The sequence below is a fragment of the Agrobacterium sp. El2ro-1b genome (assembly GCF_048298475.1).
In the GTDB taxonomy this organism is placed as follows: Bacteria; Pseudomonadota; Alphaproteobacteria; order Rhizobiales; family Rhizobiaceae; genus Agrobacterium; species Agrobacterium fabrum.
In genome coordinates this window covers 779,795-799,184 of record NZ_CP103459.1, presented here as the reverse complement: position 1 = coordinate 799,184, position 19,390 = coordinate 779,795, and the positions used below count along the sequence as shown (strand labels likewise).

General features: G+C 59.8%; 21 protein-coding genes and 1 tRNA gene. 9 read left to right on the top strand and 13 right to left on the bottom strand.

Annotation, left to right across the window (positions count from 1 at the left end; translation table 11 throughout):
• The first annotated feature begins 15 nt into the window (after nucleotides 1-15).
• Complete coding sequence (cydX, locus tag NYR50_RS17915) at nucleotides 16-138, top strand: cytochrome bd-I oxidase subunit CydX (RefSeq protein ID WP_006313811.1); 123 nt, start codon at nucleotides 16-18, stop codon at nucleotides 136-138.
• A gap of 75 nt (nucleotides 139-213) precedes the next feature.
• Here cydX and NYR50_RS17910 read toward each other — a convergent pair whose 3' ends face one another.
• From NYR50_RS17910 to NYR50_RS17880, 7 genes are all read right to left on the bottom strand, one after another.
• On the bottom strand, nucleotides 214-402 hold the full coding sequence (locus NYR50_RS17910; protein ID WP_006313812.1) for a hypothetical protein: 189 nt from the start codon (nucleotides 400-402) through the stop codon (nucleotides 214-216).
• Nucleotides 403-424: 22 nt separating this feature from the next.
• Nucleotides 425-844, bottom strand: a complete 420-nt coding sequence (locus tag NYR50_RS17905; protein ID WP_010973558.1) for a DUF3597 domain-containing protein — start codon at nucleotides 842-844, stop codon at nucleotides 425-427.
• 12 nt (nucleotides 845-856) lie between these two features.
• On the bottom strand, nucleotides 857-1,108 hold the full coding sequence (locus NYR50_RS17900; protein WP_418137760.1) for a GlsB/YeaQ/YmgE family stress response membrane protein: 252 nt from the start codon (nucleotides 1,106-1,108) through the stop codon (nucleotides 857-859).
• Nucleotides 1,109-1,253: 145 nt separating this feature from the next.
• Nucleotides 1,254-2,111 (bottom strand): carboxylating nicotinate-nucleotide diphosphorylase, encoded by an 858-nt coding sequence (gene nadC, locus NYR50_RS17895; protein ID WP_418137759.1) that lies wholly within the window; start codon nucleotides 2,109-2,111, stop codon nucleotides 1,254-1,256.
• Between the two features lies 1 nt (nucleotide 2,112).
• Nucleotides 2,113-3,681 (bottom strand): L-aspartate oxidase, encoded by a 1,569-nt coding sequence (locus NYR50_RS17890; protein ID WP_418137758.1) that lies wholly within the window; start codon nucleotides 3,679-3,681, stop codon nucleotides 2,113-2,115.
• Entirely contained in the window at nucleotides 3,678-4,649 is a 972-nt protein-coding gene (nadA, locus tag NYR50_RS17885) for a quinolinate synthase NadA (protein ID WP_174011110.1), read from the bottom strand. The genes NYR50_RS17890 and nadA overlap by 4 nt, the downstream gene beginning before the upstream one ends.
• A 69-nt stretch (nucleotides 4,650-4,718) precedes the next feature.
• Complete coding sequence (locus tag NYR50_RS17880; protein WP_174011112.1) at nucleotides 4,719-5,621, bottom strand: NUDIX hydrolase; 903 nt, start codon at nucleotides 5,619-5,621, stop codon at nucleotides 4,719-4,721.
• 206 nt (nucleotides 5,622-5,827) lie between these two features.
• On the opposite strand from NYR50_RS17880, the gene NYR50_RS17875 reads away from it, so the two are divergent.
• Both NYR50_RS17875 and NYR50_RS17870 read left to right on the top strand, forming a co-directional pair.
• Complete coding sequence (locus NYR50_RS17875) at nucleotides 5,828-6,202, top strand: PAS domain-containing protein (RefSeq protein WP_174011114.1); 375 nt, start codon at nucleotides 5,828-5,830, stop codon at nucleotides 6,200-6,202.
• Nucleotides 6,203-6,272: 70 nt separating this feature from the next.
• Complete coding sequence (locus NYR50_RS17870; RefSeq protein WP_174011116.1) at nucleotides 6,273-6,776, top strand: thermonuclease family protein; 504 nt, start codon at nucleotides 6,273-6,275, stop codon at nucleotides 6,774-6,776.
• A gap of 74 nt (nucleotides 6,777-6,850) precedes the next feature.
• Here NYR50_RS17870 and NYR50_RS17865 read toward each other — a convergent pair.
• Nucleotides 6,851-6,926: transfer RNA gene (locus NYR50_RS17865), tRNA-Ala, on the bottom strand.
• A gap of 152 nt (nucleotides 6,927-7,078) precedes the next feature.
• Nucleotides 7,079-7,468, bottom strand: coding sequence for a TIGR02300 family protein (locus NYR50_RS17860; protein ID WP_006313825.1), 390 nt, complete (start codon nucleotides 7,466-7,468; stop codon nucleotides 7,079-7,081).
• Between the two features lie 226 nt (nucleotides 7,469-7,694).
• Between NYR50_RS17860 and cmk the strand changes: the two genes are divergently transcribed.
• Both cmk and rpsA read left to right on the top strand, forming a co-directional pair.
• On the top strand, nucleotides 7,695-8,327 hold the full coding sequence (gene cmk / locus NYR50_RS17855; RefSeq protein ID WP_174011118.1) for a (d)CMP kinase: 633 nt from the start codon (nucleotides 7,695-7,697) through the stop codon (nucleotides 8,325-8,327).
• Nucleotides 8,328-8,496: 169 nt separating this feature from the next.
• Nucleotides 8,497-10,197 (top strand): 30S ribosomal protein S1, encoded by a 1,701-nt coding sequence (rpsA, locus tag NYR50_RS17850; RefSeq protein ID WP_006313829.1) that lies wholly within the window; start codon nucleotides 8,497-8,499, stop codon nucleotides 10,195-10,197.
• 99 nt (nucleotides 10,198-10,296) lie between these two features.
• Here rpsA and NYR50_RS17845 read toward each other — a convergent pair whose 3' ends face one another.
• From NYR50_RS17845 to NYR50_RS17830, 4 genes are all read right to left on the bottom strand, one after another.
• The gene (locus NYR50_RS17845; RefSeq protein ID WP_418137757.1) at nucleotides 10,297-11,838 is read right to left on the bottom strand and encodes a hypothetical protein; all 1,542 of its coding nucleotides are present in this window, start codon (nucleotides 11,836-11,838) and stop codon (nucleotides 10,297-10,299) included.
• 259 nt (nucleotides 11,839-12,097) lie between these two features.
• Entirely contained in the window at nucleotides 12,098-12,406 is a 309-nt protein-coding gene (locus NYR50_RS17840; RefSeq protein ID WP_418137756.1) for a hypothetical protein, read from the bottom strand.
• Between the two features lie 47 nt (nucleotides 12,407-12,453).
• Nucleotides 12,454-13,683 (bottom strand): hypothetical protein, encoded by a 1,230-nt coding sequence (locus NYR50_RS17835; protein ID WP_418137755.1) that lies wholly within the window; start codon nucleotides 13,681-13,683, stop codon nucleotides 12,454-12,456.
• 83 nt (nucleotides 13,684-13,766) lie between these two features.
• Entirely contained in the window at nucleotides 13,767-14,393 is a 627-nt protein-coding gene (locus NYR50_RS17830) for a ribonuclease D (RefSeq protein ID WP_010973569.1), read from the bottom strand.
• A gap of 163 nt (nucleotides 14,394-14,556) precedes the next feature.
• On the opposite strand from NYR50_RS17830, the gene NYR50_RS17825 reads away from it, so the two are divergent.
• The 4 genes from NYR50_RS17825 (at nucleotide 14,557) to NYR50_RS17810 (ending at nucleotide 19,373) form a co-directional block, all read left to right on the top strand.
• Entirely contained in the window at nucleotides 14,557-15,171 is a 615-nt protein-coding gene (locus tag NYR50_RS17825; RefSeq protein WP_418137754.1) for a nucleoside 2-deoxyribosyltransferase, read from the top strand.
• The gene (locus tag NYR50_RS17820) at nucleotides 15,168-15,917 is read left to right on the top strand and encodes an SDR family oxidoreductase (protein WP_418137753.1); all 750 of its coding nucleotides are present in this window, start codon (nucleotides 15,168-15,170) and stop codon (nucleotides 15,915-15,917) included. Before NYR50_RS17825 ends, NYR50_RS17820 begins: the two co-directional genes overlap by 4 nt.
• 546 nt (nucleotides 15,918-16,463) lie before the next feature.
• Nucleotides 16,464-17,651, top strand: a complete 1,188-nt coding sequence (locus NYR50_RS17815) for a M24 family metallopeptidase (protein ID WP_010973573.1) — start codon at nucleotides 16,464-16,466, stop codon at nucleotides 17,649-17,651.
• Between the two features lie 117 nt (nucleotides 17,652-17,768).
• Nucleotides 17,769-19,373 carry an ABC transporter substrate-binding protein gene (locus NYR50_RS17810; protein WP_418137752.1) on the top strand — a complete coding sequence of 535 codons (1,605 nt, stop codon included), beginning with the start codon at nucleotides 17,769-17,771 and terminating at the stop codon, nucleotides 19,371-19,373.
• Nucleotides 19,374-19,390: the final 17 nt, after the last annotated feature.

The window sequence follows — 19,390 nt, the reverse complement described above, 5'->3', positions numbered from 1 at the left end:
AGAAGGAGATCGAATATGTGGTATTTCGCCTGGCTGCTCGGCCTGCCTCTCGCCGCCATCTTCGCCGTCATGAACGCCATGTGGTATGAGCTGATGGAAGAAAACGCGAAGAAGGCCGAAGCGAAGCCGGAAAAATGACGCTTGAAGCAAAAAGGGCGGCACCCGGTCTGGATGCCGCCCTTCGTGTGAAACAGCCGCGCTTGTCGCGTGTGTTCAGTGGATCGCGATACCGCGCTTGTCCGCTTCTTCCTTGATGATGTCTTCGACGATGGCTCGCTTGAGATTTGGATCTCCCAGCAGATAGTCATCGGCGATTTCGAAAATCGACTTCGGGTTCTCGGTCCTGTGCAGGGTGTCGAGATCCTGGCCGATCTGCTCTCTCAGGCTGGAATAGTCGTCCATCGCGGTTCTCCCGTTTATCGGTTCAATCCAGAAGGTCGGCCGGAACCTTGCCGCCGTTTTCGGAGAGTTTTTTGATGACCGCCTTGTGCAGCCAGATATTCATGGTCGCCGAATCCGAGGTGTCGCCGGTGTAGCCCAGTTCGCTCGCCAGTTCCTTTCGGGCAGTGAGGCTGCTGTCCAGATCGAGCGCCTTCAGAAGATCGACGATGGAATGTTTCCAGTCGAGTTTCTGTCCGTTCTTTTTGACTGCCGCATCCAGGATGGAGGCGACGTCGACGGTGCCGGTGGGCGCGGGAGCCGCAGCTGTCGGTGCCGGTGAGGCAGGCTGGGCCGGTGCTGCCGGGCTTGCGGTGGTTGTGGATGTGCCGGCCGGAGCCGAAGTCTGCGGCGCGGCCTCGGCCTTGCCGAAAATCGCGTCCTTGATCTTGTTGAAAAAGCTCATTCTGTCCTCCCCTTATCTGCGAAATGCCCGCCCAATGGCGATGAGTATGCAGGCGCCGATGAAACCGGCGATGAGATAGCCAATCCAGCCTCCGAGCGAGACGCCGATGAGCCCCAGAAGGAAATTGGCGACGATGGCGCCGATAATGCCGAGGATGATGTTCATGAAAACACCCATATTGCTTTTCATGAACTGTTCGGCGAGCCAACCGGCCACGCCGCCGATGATGATTGCTGCAATCCAGCCAACTTGTGCGTCTTCCATAACAAGCCTTTCCTTTCTAGAGAGAGGTCATAGGCATATGGACCCGCATTTTTTGCGCACGTCCCCCCGCCTTGAATTGACCCCAGGCGATCATTAACGAAGACGCGGAGGTTTTGTTCCGTAAGGCGTGTACGTTACCGCAAACTCAACCGTGGTTCTCAAAGTCCAGCCCGATATCGAGAACCGGCGCGCTATGGGTGATCCAGCCGATGGAGATAAGATCGACACCTGTGGTGGCGATGGCTGCCGCCGTCTGCGGATTGATGCGGCCGGAGGCTTCGGTGATGGCGCGACCGGCAACGATCGCTACCGCCTCGTGCAGCTGTTCCGGCGTCATATTATCGAGAAGAACCGCATCCACGCCCTCTTCCATGGCCTCGTGCAACTGCACGAGCGTATCGACTTCGACCTCGATCTTGACGAGATGTCCGACGCCCTGCCTTGCGAGGTTGATGGCTTCACGCACGCCGCCGGCAACGGCGATATGGTTGTCCTTGATGAGAACGGCATCATAAAGTGCAAAACGGTGGTTCATGCCGCCGCCGGCGCGTACGGCATATTTTTCCAGCGCCCGCAGCCCCGGCGTCGTCTTGCGGGTGCAGGCAACCGACGCTTTGGTGCCGGCAATGGCGGTGACGATTTCTGCAGTGACGGAGGCGATGCCCGAGAGATGGCCGAGGAAATTCAGCGCCGTGCGTTCCCCGGTCAGAAGCCCCCGTGACGGCCCTTCGATGGTTGCGATGATATCGCCGGGTGCCACGGCTGCCCCATCCGCAATGTGCCTGCTCATCCTGATCGCCGGGTCCACAAGCTGGAAAGCAAGTTCCGCCGCATCGAGCCCGGCGATGACGCCCGGCTCCCGCGCGGCCATGACAACGACCGAGCGGTGATCGGCGGGAATGACGGCGGTGGAGGTGATGTCGCCCGCGAGGCCCAGGTCTTCCAGAAGGGCATTACGCACGAGCGGTTCGATGATGAGACGGGGCAGGGGGGAAAGGGTCATGTCAGGCGCTCCGCGCGAAACCGGCTGTTGAAAGGCTGGAAGAAGAAAGCTCATGGGCGACGGTGACGACGTCGTTCAGGCTCAGTCGGCGTCTCATGGCCTTGGCGTCCCTTTGCGGAAAATCGTCACGGAAATGCGCGCCGCGCGATTCCTTCCGCAGGGCTGCGAAGACGGCGATGCAGAGGGCGACCACCGCCGGGTCGGATGCCGGGCCGTTCCGCTCGGCAAGCGGCAGCAAATCCCTGACGGCTTCGGCCAATCCCGCGGCATGTCTGACGATGCCGAGATGACGGGAAACGATGGGCCTGACAGCGGTGAGATCGGCGCGTGAAAAATCAGCTGTAGCTTTGAGCGAAACGGCAGCCTCTGGCCTTGCCGCAGATGCGGGCCGGCCGGCAATATCCTGCGCCGCACGCATCCCCATCGCGGCCGTCTCCAGCAGGGAGTTGCTGGCAAGCCGGTTTGCGCCGTGCAGGCCCGTGCAGGCGGTTTCTCCGGCAATCCAGAGCCCGGGCACCGAGCTTCGGCCTTTATCGTCCGTGGCGACGCCGCCCATGTGGTAATGCACGGCCGGACGGACCGGCACGAGTTCGCGGGCGGGGTCTATGCCCGCCTCGCGGCAAAGCAGGTCGATCGACGGGAAACGGCTGGCAAAACCGGAGCCGAGCGCCTGGCGGGCATCGAGAAAGACCCTGCCGCCGCGCAGGATTTCACGGTCGATGGCGCGGGCGACAATATCGCGCGACGCCAGTTCCGCGCCCGGCACCGCCGCCATGAACCTTTGGCCGTTTTCATTGAGAAGCAGGGCGCCTTCACCCCGCACCGCCTCGCTCACCAGCGCCAGCGGTCGCCGGGGAGAGGAAAGTGCTGTCGGGTGAAACTGCACGAATTCCATGTCGGCAAGGATGGCGCCGGCGCGGGCGGCGAGCATGATGCCCTGTCCGAAATTGCCGGAGGGATTGGTCGTGGCGTCATAAAGCCCGCCGAGGCCTCCGGTGGCCAGAACCACCCGGCTTGCCGGCAGAAGGAAGCTGCCGTTCGGGCCGGCGCAGGCGAGACCGGCGATGACGCCGTCTTCCGTCAACAGGCGGCGCACTTCCGTGCCTTCCAGAACCGTGATCGAAGGCGTACGGCGAACGGCATCTGCAAGAGCCCTGACGATGGCCGCACCCGACCCGTCGCCTTCGGCATGCAGAATGCGCCGCCGGCTATGGGCGGCTTCCAGCCCGAAGACATAGTTGCCGCCGGCGTCCCGGTCGAAGCGAACGCCCGCCCGCTCCAGTGCATCGATGACGGCGGGGGCGGCGGAAACGATGCCAACCACCACATCTTCATCACAAAGGCCATCGCCCGCAGCGAGCGTATCGGCGACATGCAGGGCTGCGCGATCATCGGTCCCGAGGCTGGCCGCGATGCCGCCCTGCGCCCAGGCGCTTGAGGTTTCGCCGCCGAGCGCGCCGCGCGTCACAAGCAGCACGGGCTGCGGCGCCAGCGTCAGCGCCGCCATCAGCCCGGCAATGCCGCTGCCGACGATGACCGTCCAGTCCCGCTGCGGCAAAAACTCGCTCATATCTGCAGCATCCTTTCCACGGCGCGGCGGGCTGCACCGGCGATGGCCGGATCGACCGTCACTTCATGGCGATTTTCCTCCAGTGCCGTGCGGATATTGCCAAGCGTGATGCGCTTCATGTGCGGGCAGAGATTGCAGGGGCGGATGAATTCGACATCGGGATGATGCACGGCGACGTTGTCGCTCATCGAGCATTCCGTCAGAAGCACCACGCGGGCAGGGCGCTCTCGGCCGACATAGTCAGACATGACGGCGGTGGAGCCTGAGAAATCCGCAGCGTCTACGACCTCCGGCGGACATTCGGGATGCGCCAGCACGATAACGCCGGGATGGCTCTCGCGCAGTTCCCTGATGTCATCGGCGGTGAAAAGCTCATGTACCTCGCAATGGCCACGCCAGGCGATCAGCTCGACATTGGTTTCCCTGGAGACGTTTTTCGCCAGATATTCATCCGGCAGCATCAGCACACGCGGCACGCCGAGCGATTCCACCACCTGGCGGGCATTGCCTGACGTGCAGCAGATGTCGGACGCCGCCTTCACCGCCGCTGACGTGTTCACATAGGTGACGACAGGAACGCCGGGATAGGCCTTGCGCAGAAGCGCGATGTCTTCCGGCGTGATGGAATCGGCGAGCGAGCAGCCAGCGGCCATATCCGGAATGAGCACGGTTTTTTCCGGATTGAGCAGCTTTGCCGTCTCGGCCATGAAATGCACGCCGGCCAGAACGATCACATCCGCTTCCACCTCCATTGCCTTGCGGGCAAGGGCGAGACTGTCCCCGACAATATCGGCGACGCCGTGGAAGATTTCCGGTGTCTGGTAATTATGGGCGAGGATGACGGCGTTGCGCTTGCGCTTCAATTCAAGGATTGCCTCCACATCATCCTGAAAGCCCATCCATTCGGCCTTGGGAATGACACGGGCAACGCGGTCGTAAAGGCTGGCGGCGGAAATCTGCTCGTTCACGGTGCTCTCCCATTTATACTCTTTTTGAGTATATTTAGCACAAAGGCATATTCTCATTGTGAGTATATGTCAATTGCGGGAGAGGGGCAGTTTCGTTCCGGAAAGGGCGCGTTCATCGAGAACGGTCTGGCGGAAGCGGAAAAGCTTCGCCGGGCGGCCGCCGGTTTCGGTCGCCATGTCGCCGGTTTCTTCCACCAGCTGCTGCTGTTCGATCAGCCGGCGGAAATTCTGCTTGTGCAGCGTCAGCCCGGCCAGCGCCTCGATGGCGCGCTGCAATTGCAGCAGGGTGAAGCTGTCGGGCATAAGCTCGAAGACCACTGGCCGGTATTTTATCTTGGCGCGCAGACGGGCGATGCCGGTGGCAAGGATGCGGCGATGGTCGGCAAACATCGGCCTGCCGAAATTGATCCGCGGTTCGCCCTGCGCTTCCTCGACAAGTCCCGCCTCATACAGCAACTCGTAACGCTGCAGGGTCAGTTCTTCGTTCCAGCCGCCGCCATCCAGCCCGAAGGTGAAATCGGCGCGCAGGTGACGCTGGGCCCTGCTATCGGACTCGGAATCGGCCCAGGCGCGCAGCCTGTCGATAATGCCGTCGAGAATATCGGGGCGTCCCTGGCGATGGTCCTCCCACGGGAAATATTCGTACCAGCCGTGCCAGAAGGCGCTTTTGCCACTGGGCGCCTCCTGCTCGCGCACCAGACCGAGATAACCGATGGAGATGGTTCTGCCGCCCAAAATCTCGTTGTTGCGGTCGCGATCGGCGAAAGTATAGAGCTGTTCGAGATAACCGACGGGGTGGTGGGTCTGTTCGTGGATCCATTCCCGCAGCCCGCTCTGGAGCGTCCTGTGTCCGAATTCGAACGGACCCGAGGGAAGGGCCGCCCCTTCGCGAACGGTCATGACGCGTGGTTCATCCGTGGTGATGGCGGTGACGACGGCGATGAGTTCGGCATGGGCAAGCCCGATGGTCACGGCGGCTCCTCTGGTCACTGGCTGCGGTATCAGCCTTCTTGGCACAGGAAGGTTGCTTCGCCAACATGGCGGCCGAAAAGGCCTGTCGATAAATGGCGGCGCGAAAACGGGATTTCATCAGACAAAAGGATGAATTCTTGTGGTTAGCCGTCTGCCGTCATGTGTGTTACAGACCCCACACAAGCATTTCAGACTGTAGAAGGCCGATGCTGGAAAACATATCTCTCGAAGAGACACTTGTGGGTTACTACACTTGGAACGTCGGGCAAAATCTGGTCTATCTGGATGCCGTAAGCGCCCGCCTGCGTGAATTCTCCCCGGAAGAAGCCGCCCAAGGCATTCCGGTTGAAGACTTCATTGCGCAGATCGAAAGCGGCTCGCGGGCCCGCGTCGCCAAGGCGGTTTATAATTCGCTGACGAATGGCGTGTTCTACGATCAGGAATACCGCATTCGGCTCAAATCCGGCGGTTTTCGCTGGTTGCGGACGACGGGCAGAGTGATCCTGGATGGCGACCGTATCCCGATCATGGCCATGGGCACGGTGCGGGATGTCAGCGCGGGCAAGATTTTATTGATGTGATTGCCGTGGCCGCAGGTTTATGAGGCGGTCCATCTATTTTATGTCGTTCATTATTTGATGTTGCGGTGACATGGTCCGGCAGATCGCGATTTTGCTGTTTCAGATCCTTCTGGCGATAGGCCTCGGCATAGCAGGCATCCGTATCGCCTCGCTGGTCGATGGCGAGGCGACCTCCGCGCCGACGGGTCTGGCCGCCAATACGGAGCTGCTGTGGACGACCGAGCCGGTGCGGGTGGATCCTCGCAGCCAGACTTACGAGCGTATTGCGACACCGCCCGATCTCTATCAGCTGAAAATGCATGCCGACCAGCGCCTGCGGGTGATCTCCAGCAGCCGCTTCACCTTCAAGGGTGAGGAATTCCAACTCGCCGGCGTGGAGGAGATCGAACGCAACCGCGTCTGCACCGGTCCCGACGGCCGCCGTTACGCCTGCGGGCTGAATGCCTTCAAGGCGCTGCAGAACCGTCTGCGCGGCCGATATCTGGAGTGTCGCGAGATGGGGGAAAAGGGCAGTGCGCCCCGATCTGTGGAATGCCGTATCAACGGGCAGGATGTGCGGGCGTTGTTGCAATAACGATTGCTTCAAGCCGCGTTGCGCAACGTGATAAACCTTTTGGCCATATGCGATATATTCTGTCTTGGAAGATTTGGTGGAGCTAAGCGGGATCGAACCGCTGACCTCTTGCATGCCATGCAAGCGCTCTCCCAGCTGAGCTATAGCCCCATAAGGGTTCCGGCATTTCTTCCGGTTCCGGGAACCGAAGCGGTTGTTGTTCCGTTCGGTGGCGGCTTACTACTGCGGCTTTCCGGCGAGTGCAAGCATAAAAAACGGCCCGGCGTCATTTTTTTGTCGTCGGGCCGAATTATCAAGTGAAATCAAGCTTCTTCGTCGTCGCCCGGTACGCCGATGATGCCGGACATGTCGTCGTCGTCATCTTCGTCATCGGTTTCGAGGAAGGTGTCGTCGTCGTCGTCGATTTCGACATCATCGTCGTCGTCGCCCAGATCAGGGATATCGTCGCCGCTGTTGTCGCCATCGGCATCTTCCAGCGACACGAGTTCGACTTCCGTGTTTTCGGCGTCGACTTCCGCCACTTCCTCTTCCTCAGCCTGCTCCATCTTGGCCTGAGCCGTGCTTTCCTCGAAGAAGGAGAGCGGCCAGGACTTGCCGCTATAGGGAGAAACGACCGGGTCGCGGTTCAGATCGTAGAATTTCTTGCCGGTATCGGGGTCTGTACGCTTGGTACCAAGTTCCGTTTTTGCCACTGTCTAAGCCTCAAATTGTCGAATGAGTTTCGGTGTGTACGCCGTAAAACCGGCATAGACGGTAAAATTTATAGCCGGTCCCCTTAATCGTTGCGCTCTTTCGTGTCAAAGACAAACTTCGGGTGCTGCCTCCCATGGCGCAAGCCCCATGTGTGAATGCTGATATAAAAAGAGAGGCATGACACACTTTATTATATCTATAACGGATGCACGGACGGGACGCTTCATGACCTTTACGATTGCCATAGACGGGCCGGCTGCGGCGGGCAAAGGAACGCTTTCGCGCAAGATCGCGGAGACCTATGGTTTTCATCATCTCGATACCGGGCTGACCTACAGGGCAACCGCCAAGGCTCTTCTCGATGCCGGCCTGCCGCTCGATAATGAAGCGGTCGCGGAAAAAATGGCGCTGGAGCTGGACCTTGCGGGGCTCGACCGCGCCGTTCTCTCCCGGCACGAGATTGGCGAGGCGGCGTCGAAAATTGCTGTCATGACGCCGGTGAGGCGTGCGCTCGTCAAAGCCCAGCAGCTTTTTGCCTTGAGGGAGCCGGGCACGGTGCTTGACGGACGCGATATCGGCACCGTGGTTTGCCCTGACGCGCCGGTGAAGCTCTACGTCACGGCCTCTGCCGACGTTCGGGCGCGGCGCCGTTACGATGAGATTCTGGCTAATGGCGGTGGTGGCGATTATGATGCCATTTTCGCCGAGGTGAAAAAACGCGACGAGCGCGACATGGGCCGCGCCGACAGCCCGTTGAGGCCGGCTGAAGACGCGCACTTGCTAGATACGTCGGAAATGAGTATAGAGGCGGCGTTTCAGGCCGCGCGCACGATTATCGACGCCGCTCTGAAGAGATAGGTTTTTCGCGGAACGGCTTGCCGCCGTCTGCGTTTAGTCCGGAATTGCCTGAAGACATGTCCTTGCGCCGGAAAGCCTTTTAAAAAGGCGGGCATGGGTTCGGGTATCAACAACACTAGCCCACCGGCGCTTTGTATTCGCCTCTGCGCGGATGCATTCAGGAGATTTCATGTCAGTATCTACCCCCACGCGCGACGATTTCGCAGCGCTTCTCGAAGAATCCTTTGCCTCCAACGATCTTGCCGAAGGCTATGTTGCCAAGGGTATCGTCACGGCAATCGAGAAGGACGTCGCGATCGTTGACGTCGGTCTGAAGGTCGAAGGTCGCGTTCCGCTCAAGGAATTCGGCGCGAAGTCCAAGGACGGCACGCTGAAGGTCGGCGACGAAGTCGAAGTTTACGTCGAGCGCATCGAAAATGCCCTCGGCGAAGCCGTTCTGTCGCGCGAGAAGGCTCGCCGCGAAGAAAGCTGGGTCAAGCTCGAAGCCAAGTTCGAAGCTGGCGAGCGCGTCGAAGGCGTTATCTTCAACCAGGTCAAGGGTGGTTTCACCGTCGATCTGGACGGCGCTGTTGCCTTCCTTCCGCGTTCGCAGGTCGACATCCGTCCGATCCGCGACGTTACCCCGCTGATGCACAACCCGCAGCCCTTCGAAATCCTCAAGATGGACAAGCGTCGCGGCAACATCGTTGTTTCGCGCCGTACGGTTCTCGAAGAGTCGCGTGCCGAGCAGCGTTCTGAAATCGTTCAGAACCTCGAAGAAGGCCAGGTTGTTGACGGCGTCGTCAAGAACATCACCGATTACGGTGCGTTCGTTGACCTCGGCGGCATCGACGGCCTGCTGCACGTTACCGACATGGCATGGCGCCGCGTCAACCATCCTTCGGAAATCCTCAACATTGGCCAGCAGGTCAAGGTTCAGATCATCCGCATCAACCAGGAAACTCACCGTATCTCGCTCGGCATGAAGCAGCTCGAGTCCGATCCGTGGGATGGCATCTCCGCCAAGTACCCGGTTGGCAAGAAGATCTCCGGTACCGTCACGAACATCACCGACTACGGTGCATTCGTTGAGCTGGAGCCGGGCATCGAAGGCCTGATCCACATTTCCGAAATGTCCTGGACCAAGAAGAACGTCCATCCCGGCAAGATCCTGTCCACGAGCCAGGAAGTCGACGTTGTCGTTCTCGAAGTCGATCCGTCCAAGCGCCGTATCTCGCTCGGCCTCAAGCAGACGCTGGAAAACCCGTGGCAGGCATTTGCCTTCAGCCATCCGGCCGGCACTGAAGTCGAAGGCGAAGTCAAGAACAAGACCGAATTCGGCCTGTTCATCGGCCTCGAAGGCGATGTCGACGGCATGGTTCACCTGTCGGATCTCGACTGGAACCGTCCGGGCGAACAGGTCATCGAAGAGTTCAACAAGGGTGACGTGGTCAAGGCTGTCGTTCTCGATGTTGACGTCGAGAAGGAACGCATCTCGCTCGGCATCAAGCAGCTCGGCAAGGATGCTGTCGGTGAAGCCGCAACATCCGGCGACCTGCGCAAGAACGCAGTCGTTTCGTGCGAAGTCATCGCCGTTAACGACGGTGGCGTGGAAGTGAAGCTCGTCAACCACGAGGACATCACCTCCTTCATCCGCCGCAACGACCTCGCACGCGATCGTGACGATCAGCGTCCGGAGCGTTTCGCAGTTGGCCAGGTTTTCGACGCCCGCGTCGTCAACTTCTCGAAGAAGGACCGCAAGGTCATGCTTTCGATCAAGGCTCTGGAAATCGCTGAAGAGAAGGAAGCCGTCGCACAGTTCGGTTCGTCCGACTCGGGCGCTTCGCTCGGCGACATCCTCGGCGCGGCTCTGAAGAACCGCGGCGAATAATCGCTTCGATCTTATGACATGAAGAACCCGCCGGAATTTTCCGGCGGGTTTTTTATTGCTCGCATGTTGAGCAGGTGAGCGGGAACAGCCGCACTCCTCTCAGAGCATGCCGCTCATCCTGAGATAATAATTCTCCGCACTGTCGTCGGAAGCCGCTGCGGGCGCGCTTTCCTGCTCGTCGATCGCGTCATTGGCGGCGATGCGTTCTTCCGTTTCCCCCTGATCATCGGAACTGTCAGCGCCGGCCTCGGCCTCGCCTTCTGCTTCATCCTCGGAAAATGGACCGCCACCACGGGGCGGTGTTTCCGATTCATGATCTTCATCCGCCGGCGGATAAGCGACGAGCGGCAATGGCGTGCCGTCCTTTACGAGGGCAGCGGCGATCAGGGATTGCGAGGCCGATTGCTCCAGCATGGCCATTTTCGCTTCCGGATCCAATGTGCCGCGGGGCAACGGCTGGGCATCGGGGCGAGCGGTCATGGTTTCAGTGTCGTCGCCCGAAGGGCGGGCATTGGCCGTGGCGAAGGCGGCTTTTTCGGAGGGTTGGTCTTCAAGAGGCTGCGCTGGAGCGCCCTGTGGCATGACCGGGAGCTGCTGAGTCGTGTTCGCTCTGGCAGGGAGTTTGCCGGTCGCGGCGGCCAGCAGAAGATTGGCGACGGTCTCGCCGTCGCCTTCCACCTGGCCGATGATGGACGGCAAGACTGGGCGGGCTTCCTTTTGCTCGATCTTCATCACCTCGCGATGCGGAAGGGCAGGGCGTGTCTCGCTGGTCTCCGCGTGTGGTACATCGGCCGGGCGTGGCTCTGCCGGGATTTCTTTGGGCGCGCTGTCCGTTTGCGGCGGAAGCGGACGCAGGGTGTTTTCCATTTTCGCACCGGGTTTCGTCGCATCGCTGGGCGGTTCGGCTGTGTCGGCAGGCGGGGCGGCAAGAGGGACGCGTACATCCTGCTGTGCGGTCAGCGCCGCCACCGTGGCCTTCACCGCCGCTCCGCTGAAGGCAAGCGGGCCGATAAGCAGGGGCAGCAGCCGGCTCGCCATCGCGGAACTCGCCGGCTGTGCCGTCGCCGCCGGGTTTTGTCGGCTTTCCGCATGCTGGCTCGGAGCGTTCGGCTGTTTCGGCTGGACGGGCTGTGCAGGAGCGGGATTGTTCTGCTGGTAGGAAGACACGACCGCCTTGGTCGCGAGATCCATTCCCCTGTATCGAGAAAGCTCGATCAGTAGCGCCAGGCGGGCGGCATCCGGCCCGGTCGGCTGTTTCAGGATTTCGGCGAGCATCGCAAGGGTCAGGCCTTGCAGGGCTTTTCCGACCTGCTGTTCCAGCGCCATACGCTGGGCAGCGGGCAGGGTGCGCAGGGCCTCCGTCAGCCGCGTCACATAGGTCTCTATGGCTTCACCATCCCGCCGGGGCAGGTTCATCAGCTTGCCCAGCGCTTCCGCCAGAACTGCCGTGCTGCGGGAAAGCTGGAATTCGCTGGTAAGGGAGGCGATTGCCGCGCGGGCGAAAAGGCTGCTGCTATTTTCGGGGACAGGATTGCTCGTCTGCGGTGGCACGCCATCCTTCACCTGTGCACGCGGTGTCAGCGGTAAGTTCGTGCCATAGGCGGCATCGGCAGCCGCAATTTTCTGTACAGGCGGTAACATGCTGCGCTCCGTTCCTATCGGTGACCGCGGCTGGCTGCGAAAGGACCAATCCCCATTGGCTCTCTGATCCGCATCTGGCTTGAATGTTGAAAAATCGCCGCGCCGGTGATGTACAGGTGTCATCTCGCCCGCTCATGCGGGAGCGCCATATGCGCCCCGGCCGTTATCCCGGTTTCTGCGCATATAGAATCATCTGGTTCAATCTTGGCTTGCAGATATTAAGATTTGGCTAACCAACGCATTGCGCGCGACGGCGCGCTCAGGGCGAGATACCGATGAACATGCGATAAAGGCCATTATCGTCGGAGTTGACAGAGGAAATATGGTCGGGGTCGCTGGTTGCATCCTCAAAAGCTTCTGGTGGCATGGCGTCGAGCCAGCTTGCTTTGGGAAGGCGTCGCTCCGGTTGCATCTCCACGGGCGCGATGGGCTGGTCCTCGTCACCGGCTGCGGCAAAGGCCGCGTCATCGGGAACGAGTGGCGGGGCGGCCATGGACAGCAGTGCCTGCGCCGCATCGGGCTCGTTGTCGTAAACGACGCTGCGGGATAGGCCGGAAATATCGGTCATGTCTGAACTCACATCATGTTTCGCTCAAGTGACGTCGCAAACGGCTATCATGCCGCCTTTTTCTTCAGCAGTTCGTAAAGGCCATTATCGTCGATCGAGATCGGCAAAATCGCAGTGCGGGCGTCTTTGACGAGCCCCTGCGCATTGAGCAGTTTTTTGGCCTCGTTTTCCGCATCGGCGGGATTGGCGGCCGCCTCTGTGTTTGCGGGTTCATTTTCGTTTTCAGCCGGGCCGGCTTCTTCCTTCGGTGTTGCCGCAAGTACGGAGATCAGGGCGGTTTCCGGTGAAATATCGACCGGCTTCTGTGTGTCGGCACCTTCGGTCTTGTCGTTCTTGGAAGCATCGATATGCTCCTTCACGACATCCTGAAGTTCCTGTACGTCTTCAAGCTTGCCCTGCACATCGAGTGCCTTGATATCTTTTTCGCGCTCGGCCTTCACTTCGGCATCATTGATTTCGCCGATGCGTTCTTCACCACGCTCGGCCTGCAACTCTTCCTTGGTCTTCGGGTCCGCGACGTCTTCGAGGCGCTGGATGATTTTCAGGGTTTCCCGCGTCATGAAGCGGGTGCCCTGCGCCTGATCGTTCAGGGCATCCTTCACGGCGCGCGCCTCGTCGCCATAGGGGTTGGCGATGGCGGCGATCATCTGCCGGGCGGAGATGCCGAGTTGTTTGAGGCCGGTAGATTCTTCGAGATCGCTGACATTTTTCGGCAAGGTCGCGCGCATCGCCATGATGGCTTTCGACATCTGCTCGCCAAAATCCTCTTCCTTGCCCGTCAGTCCGGCACCCTTTGCGATACGGGCAGCGAGGGCGGCCATGGGATCGGTCTTGGCGGTGACGCCGTTGTTCAGCACATCAGTGACCTGCGTTTCCGAAACGCCGAAGGAGGTCAGGGAAATCGTCGTGGCTTTTCCCTGCGCATCGGTCTTTTCGAAATTGTCGGTGAGGGTCAGCGCATCCTGAAGTCGCCGGGCGAAGGAGAAACTCGACTCGTCGGCTTCCTGCGTGACGCCGAGAGCGGAGGAAAAGCGCGAGACGAGGGAGGCGAAAGCATCGGCGTCCGGCTTCATGATGCCGAACAGGTAGGAACTTATCTTTTCATTGGCGACGCGATGGCTTTCGTCCGGTTGCGGCTGGGTTTTGACCGCATCGTCCTTTTTGGTGCCGTTCGCCTTTTCACGCTCTTCGCGCTGGCGGTCCTCGATGGCTTCCACCATCGACCGCATGATGTCGTTGACTGCAATGCCCGCCGTCTGCTGTAGCGGAGTGATCATCCTTTAAAGTCCCCGGCCGTCCAAGTTGCGGCCGAGAATAGGCAATTTCGGTAAATCAGTGCTTAAGCCAAGTGCAGACACGCTCAGCTATGGGCGAAAATATCCGTCTCGTCCCAGCCGAGAAGATCAAGCTTCGCACGGGTCGGCAGAAAGGCGAAACAGGCGTCGGCATGCTCGATGCGGCCATCGCGGATAAGACGCGCCGTCAGCTTGTCGCGCAGGGCATGCAGATAGAGCACGTCGGAGGCGGCATATTCGAGCTGCGCGGGCGACAGCGTCTCGGCCGCCCAGTCGGAGGATTGCTGCGCCTTGGAAATATCGACTTCCAGCATTTCCTTGAGATTGTCCTTCAGCCCATGCCGATCTGTGTAGGTGCGGCAGAGGCGCGAGGCGATCTTGGTGCAGAAGACCGGCGTGGTCGTGACCCCGAACGTGTGGAAGAGAACGGCGATATCGAAACGGCCATAGTGAAAAATCTTCTGGCGGGCGGGATCGGCCAGCATGTGGACGAGGTTCGGGGCTTGCTTCTGGCCGGCCGCGATGCGGATGACATCCGCCGTGCCGTCGCCGGACGAAAGCTGCACGACGCAGAGACGGTCGCGTCGCGGCACCAGCCCCAGCGTTTCCGTATCGATGGCGATGGCGCCCTTGTAGCGCGCGGCATCTTCGGCGGAAATATCGCCTTCGTGATAACGGATGGTGGCTGCCATGTCTTGCTCCGGAAATTTCCTGTCTGTGGCACCGGCTATAAAGGAAAGAGCGTCTGGGCGATACCGCTTTATGGACCGTTTCCGTGCTGCTGCGGCTTGCCTTTGCGAAACACCCCGGGTTAGTTTCGGATCATCCTTTCCTGACAGATCGCATGAATTCCCGATGACAAAGAAAATCTATCTCGCCGGCCCGGAAGTCTTTCTCCCGAATGCGCGTGAAATGCTCGACCTCAAGGCGTCGCTGGCGCGGGAGGCAGGATTTATCCCGCTGTCGCCGGGTGACCTGCAGATTCCGCCGGCGGATACGCGGATCGGCCATGGCTGCAATATCAATGAAGTCGACGAGCGGATGATGCTGGAAGCCGATGCGGTGATTGCCAATCTCACCCCGTTCCGCGGCATCGCCGCCGATACCGGCACGAGCTACGAGCTGGGCTTCATGTGCGCGCTGGGCAAGCCGGTTTTCGCCTATACCAACGTCGCCGCCAATCATTTCACCCGCATCAAGGCGCATTATAGCGACGTTGTGGCGCTGGATGAAACAGGCCGGTATCGTGGACCGGACGGGCTGTCGATCGAGAATTTCGACATGGTCGACAATCTCATGCTGCATGGCGGAATTTTGCGGCGCGATGGTATCATCATCGTTGGCGATGCGCCGGAAGCGGCGCTTTATACGGATCTGGCCGCCTATAAACGTTGTCTCGCGGCGGCCGCTGAAAAACTACTGACACAAACTGACCCTGAAAAAACTGATATAGTGGAGGCATCATCATGAGCGGCACCATCCTCATCACCGGCGCGACGTCTGGTTTCGGGCAGGCCACGGCACGGCGTTTCGTCAAGGAAGGCTGGAAGGTCATCGGCACGGGCCGGCGGGCGGAGCGGCTGGAGGCGCTGGCGGCTGAACTCGGCCCGGCCTTTCATGGTATCGCCTTCGACATCACCGACGAGGATGCGACCGAAAAGGCGCTGGCGACTTTGCCTGCTGATTTCAGGGATATCGACATTCTCGTCAACAATGCCGGTCTGGCACTTGGCACCGCGCCCGCGCCGCAGGTGGCGCTGAAGGACTGGCAGACCATGGTGGATACCAACATCACCGGTCTCCTGAACATCACCCATCATCTTCTGCCGACCCTGATCAAGCAGAAGGGCATTGTCGTCAACCTCTCGTCGGTGGCCGCCCATTACCCCTATTTGGGTGGCAATGTGTATGGTGGCACCAAAGCCTTCCTGCGGCAGTTCTCGCTCGGTCTTCGCTCCGACCTGCACGGCAAGGGTGTCAGGGTGACCTCGATCGAACCCGGCATGTGCGAAACGGAATTCACGCTGGTGCGCACCGGCGGCAATCAGGAAGCCTCGGATAATCTCTACAAGGGCGTCAATCCGATTACGGCCGACGATATCGCCAATACGATCTACTGGGTCGCCTCGCAGCCGAAGCATATCAACATCAACAGCCTTGAACTGATGCCCGTCAACCAGTCCTTCGCCGGTTTCCAGGTCTATCGGGAAAGCTGATTTCTCAACGATTTCTGTGGGAGTGCTAAAAAACAAAGCAGGAATTTTCGAGCTATGCAAAAATGCAATGCTGCATTGCGAGACTTGCTCTGGAAAAAATCGCTGAGACCGCTATATTTAAATCATCGAAGCGACGCACTCCTCCTCCCAGTGTCGCTCGATGTGGATCGGTGGTACTCCTCCTCCCAATCACCGATCAAGTTTGAAGCCTGCCGCACCTCCTCCCGCGGCAGGCTTTTTCCTTTTCTGGGCATCTTTTTTCTTCTGGTGTTTTTTGCGGCGTCCCGGCTCTGTTCGGGACGTGGGGCATATTACCCTTGGATTTCCGGGGGAATTTCATATTACGGCGTCAAGGCAAGCTGCGCGGGAATCCGGCGTGCGTCGATCACGATTTCGTTATGTCTAGATAAATATGCACAGTTTTATGGCGCTGCACCCTGTCAGCCCATTGCTTAGGCCCATGCCTGTGTTTAAGCATGTGGAAAAGAACGCTTGGGAGGCTGCCGGCACGCTTGTGTCCGTGAGCCCGAAAGCGGCGGGGAGAGAATGGCAGAGTTTCAAGAGGCGCTGAAGCGATTTCAGCCGATCGCGGTTTCATCGATCGCTGAAGACGAGTTCAGATTGCGACTACGCGGCCTTCAGGCGCGGATGATCCAGCAAAATGTGAAGGCGGTCTGGCTCGATGCATCGTCGTCGCTGACCTATTATACTGGTCTCTCGCTTGGCCTTTCCGAGCGCATTCACGGTGCTCTCATTCCAGCCGAGGGTGCGCCGCTTTATATCAGCCCGACCTTCGAAGAGCCGAAACTGCAGACACTCATCCGCATTGCGGGTGACGTTGCCGTGTGGGAAGAGGATGAGAGTCCCTTCGACCTGATGGCAAGCCGCATTGGCGCGCTTTCCTGTCCCGGTCATCTTGTCGCCATCGATCCCGCAACCCCGTTTGTCTTCGCATCCGCCCTGATGCAGCGCCTGGAAGGCCGGATCATTTCCGCCCAGCCGATGATCGTCGCCCAGCGGCAGGTCAAGTCCGCTGCCGAGATCGCGCTCATTCAGACCGCTATGGACGCGAGCTACGGCGTGCAGAAGGCCGTCTTCGAAGGGCTGCGTCCGGGGATCTCGACCACCGAAGTCGCCGATTTCGTCAACGCCGCCCATATTGCGCTCGGCCTGAAGCCGCTTTTCGTGGCGGTGCAGTTCGGCGAGGCGACGGCCTATCCGCATGGCGTGCCCTATGCGCAGACGCTTGTAGAAGGCGATATGGTGCTGGTCGATCTCGGCGCCATTCTTCACGGCTATCGTTCTGATATCACCCGCACCTATGTCTTCGGCACGCCGACCGAGCGCCAGCGTTTTCTCTGGAACGCCGAACGCGACGCGCAGGCTGCGGCCTTTGCGGCCGCCACACTGGGTGCCGCCTGCCAGGATGTCGACAAGGCGGCGCGCGACAGCCTGAAAGCGGCCGGTTTCGGCCCCGATTATCAGGTTCCCGGCCTGCCGCACCGCACCGGTCACGGGCTTGGGCTGGATATTCACGAAGAACCCTATATCGTTGCAGGAAATGCCACGGCGCTTGAGCCGGGCATGTGTTTTTCCATCGAGCCGATGTTGTGCGTTTATGGCGAGTGCGGCGTCCGTCTCGAAGATATTGCTTACATGACGGAGGCGGGGCCACGCTGGTTCTGCCCACCGGAAACGAACCTCGACCGGCTGTTTCAGCCGGTCGCCGGGTAATTGGTCGGAAGGCGAAAGACCGAACGGCGACACGGGTTTCCGCGTCGTCGCTGACCAGAAGAGGTAGGCCCCCAACGGGGCCGCAGGAACTTAGAAAAAGAGGGAAAGGACCACCAGATGAAAACGCTGACCCGCAGTTTGCTTATCGCCTCTGCGCTTGCCATGGCTTCCGCCATGCCAGCCATGGCAAAGACCTTCGTTTATTGCTCCGAGGCATCGCCGGAGGGCTTCGATCCGTCGCCTTATACCGCAGGCGGCACCTTCGACGCTTCCGCGCATCCGGTCTACAACCGTCTGACCGAGTTCAAGAAGGGCACGACCGAGGTCGAGCCGGGCCTTGCCGAAAAATGGGACGTTTCGAGCGATGGTCTGGAATATACCTTCCACCTGCGCAAGGGTGTGAAGTTCCACTCCAACGACAAGTTCACGCCGAGCCGCGATTTCAACGCCGATGACGTGATCTTCAGCTACAACCGTCAGGGTGATACCAAGAACCCGTGGAACCAGTATATCGCAGGCATCACCTACGAATATTACAACTCCATGGAAATGCCGTCGCTGATCAAGGAAATCGTCAAGGTTGACGATTACACCGTCAAGTTCGTGCTGACCCGCCCGGAAGCGCCGTTCCTCGCCAACATCGCCATGCCTTTCGCGTCGATCGTCTCGAAGGAATATGCCGATACGCTTGAGAAGGCCGGCACCAAGGAAGACTTCAACAACCTGCCGATCGGCACCGGTCCGTTCAAGTTCGTCGCCTATCAGAAGGACGCGGTCATCCGCTACCAGAAGAATGCCGACTACTGGGGTGATGCACCGAAGATCGACGATCTGATCTTCGCGATCACGCCGGATGCCGCCGTTCGCCTGCAGAAGCTGAAGGCCGGCGAATGCCACCTGATGCCTTACCCGGCTCCTGCTGACCTTTCCACGATCCGCGCCGACAAGAACCTCAAGCTCGACGAGCAGCCGGGTCTGAACGTCGCCTACTTCGCCTACAACACGACCGTCGCGCCTTTCGACAAGCCGGAAGTGCGCAAGGCGCTGAACATGGCGATGAACAAGCAGGCTATCATCGACGCCGTGTTCCAGGGTGCCGGCACGGTTGCCAAGAACCCGATCCCGCCGACCATGTGGTCCTATAACGACAGCATCAAGGACGATCCGTATGATCCGGAAGCGGCCAAGAAGGCTCTCGAAGCTGCTGGCGTCAAGGATCTGACGATGAAGATCTGGGCGATGCCGGTTCAGCGTCCTTACATGCCGAATGCCCGCCGCACCGCCGAGCTGATCCAGTCGGATTTCGCAAAGGTTGGCGTCAAGGCCGAGATCGTCTCCTTCGAATGGGGTGAATACCTCAAGAAGTCGACCGAAGTGAACCGCGACGGTGCCGTCATTCTCGGCTGGACCGGCGACAACGGTGACCCTGACAACTTCATGGGCGTTCTGCTCTCCTGCGCCGCAACCGGCGAAGGCGGTGCAAACCGTGCGCAATGGTGCAACAAGGAGTTCTCCGAACTTCTTTCCAAGGCAAAGCAGACCACTGATGTTGCCGAGCGCACCAAGCTTTATGAGCAGGCGCAGGTGATCTTCAAGGAACAGGCTCCGTGGGCGACGCTTGCGCACTCCACGCAGTTCGTTCCGATGTCCGCCAAGGTTTCCGGCTTCACCATGAGCCCGCTTGGCGACTTCACCTTCGAAAACGTCGATATCGCTGAGTAATCCCAAACAACTGGACG

Coding starts and splice junctions, on each gene's coding strand:
- NYR50_RS17900 (WP_418137760.1), bottom strand. CDS start 1,108: ATGGAAGACGCACAAGTTGGCTGGATTGCAGCAATCATCATCGGCGGC.
- NYR50_RS17810 (WP_418137752.1), top strand. CDS start 17,769: ATGAAAACGCTGACCCGCAGTTTGCTTATCGCCTCTGCGCTTGCCATG.
- NYR50_RS17905 (WP_010973558.1), bottom strand. CDS start 844: ATGAGCTTTTTCAACAAGATCAAGGACGCGATTTTCGGCAAGGCCGAG.
- NYR50_RS17825 (WP_418137754.1), top strand. CDS start 14,557: ATGACAAAGAAAATCTATCTCGCCGGCCCGGAAGTCTTTCTCCCGAAT.
- NYR50_RS17835 (WP_418137755.1), bottom strand. CDS start 13,683: ATGATCACTCCGCTACAGCAGACGGCGGGCATTGCAGTCAACGACATC.
- cmk (WP_174011118.1), top strand. CDS start 7,695: ATGACCTTTACGATTGCCATAGACGGGCCGGCTGCGGCGGGCAAAGGA.
- cydX (WP_006313811.1), top strand. CDS start 16: ATGTGGTATTTCGCCTGGCTGCTCGGCCTGCCTCTCGCCGCCATCTTC.
- NYR50_RS17875 (WP_174011114.1), top strand. CDS start 5,828: ATGCTGGAAAACATATCTCTCGAAGAGACACTTGTGGGTTACTACACT.
- NYR50_RS17840 (WP_418137756.1), bottom strand. CDS start 12,406: ATGACCGATATTTCCGGCCTATCCCGCAGCGTCGTTTACGACAACGAG.
- NYR50_RS17870 (WP_174011116.1), top strand. CDS start 6,273: ATGGTCCGGCAGATCGCGATTTTGCTGTTTCAGATCCTTCTGGCGATA.
- NYR50_RS17830 (WP_010973569.1), bottom strand. CDS start 14,393: ATGGCAGCCACCATCCGTTATCACGAAGGCGATATTTCCGCCGAAGAT.
- NYR50_RS17820 (WP_418137753.1), top strand. CDS start 15,168: ATGAGCGGCACCATCCTCATCACCGGCGCGACGTCTGGTTTCGGGCAG.
- NYR50_RS17815 (WP_010973573.1), top strand. CDS start 16,464: ATGGCAGAGTTTCAAGAGGCGCTGAAGCGATTTCAGCCGATCGCGGTT.
- rpsA (WP_006313829.1), top strand. CDS start 8,497: ATGTCAGTATCTACCCCCACGCGCGACGATTTCGCAGCGCTTCTCGAA.
- NYR50_RS17845 (WP_418137757.1), bottom strand. CDS start 11,838: ATGTTACCGCCTGTACAGAAAATTGCGGCTGCCGATGCCGCCTATGGC.
- NYR50_RS17890 (WP_418137758.1), bottom strand. CDS start 3,681: ATGAGCGAGTTTTTGCCGCAGCGGGACTGGACGGTCATCGTCGGCAGC.
- nadC (WP_418137759.1), bottom strand. CDS start 2,111: ATGACCCTTTCCCCCCTGCCCCGTCTCATCATCGAACCGCTCGTGCGT.
- NYR50_RS17910 (WP_006313812.1), bottom strand. CDS start 402: ATGGACGACTATTCCAGCCTGAGAGAGCAGATCGGCCAGGATCTCGAC.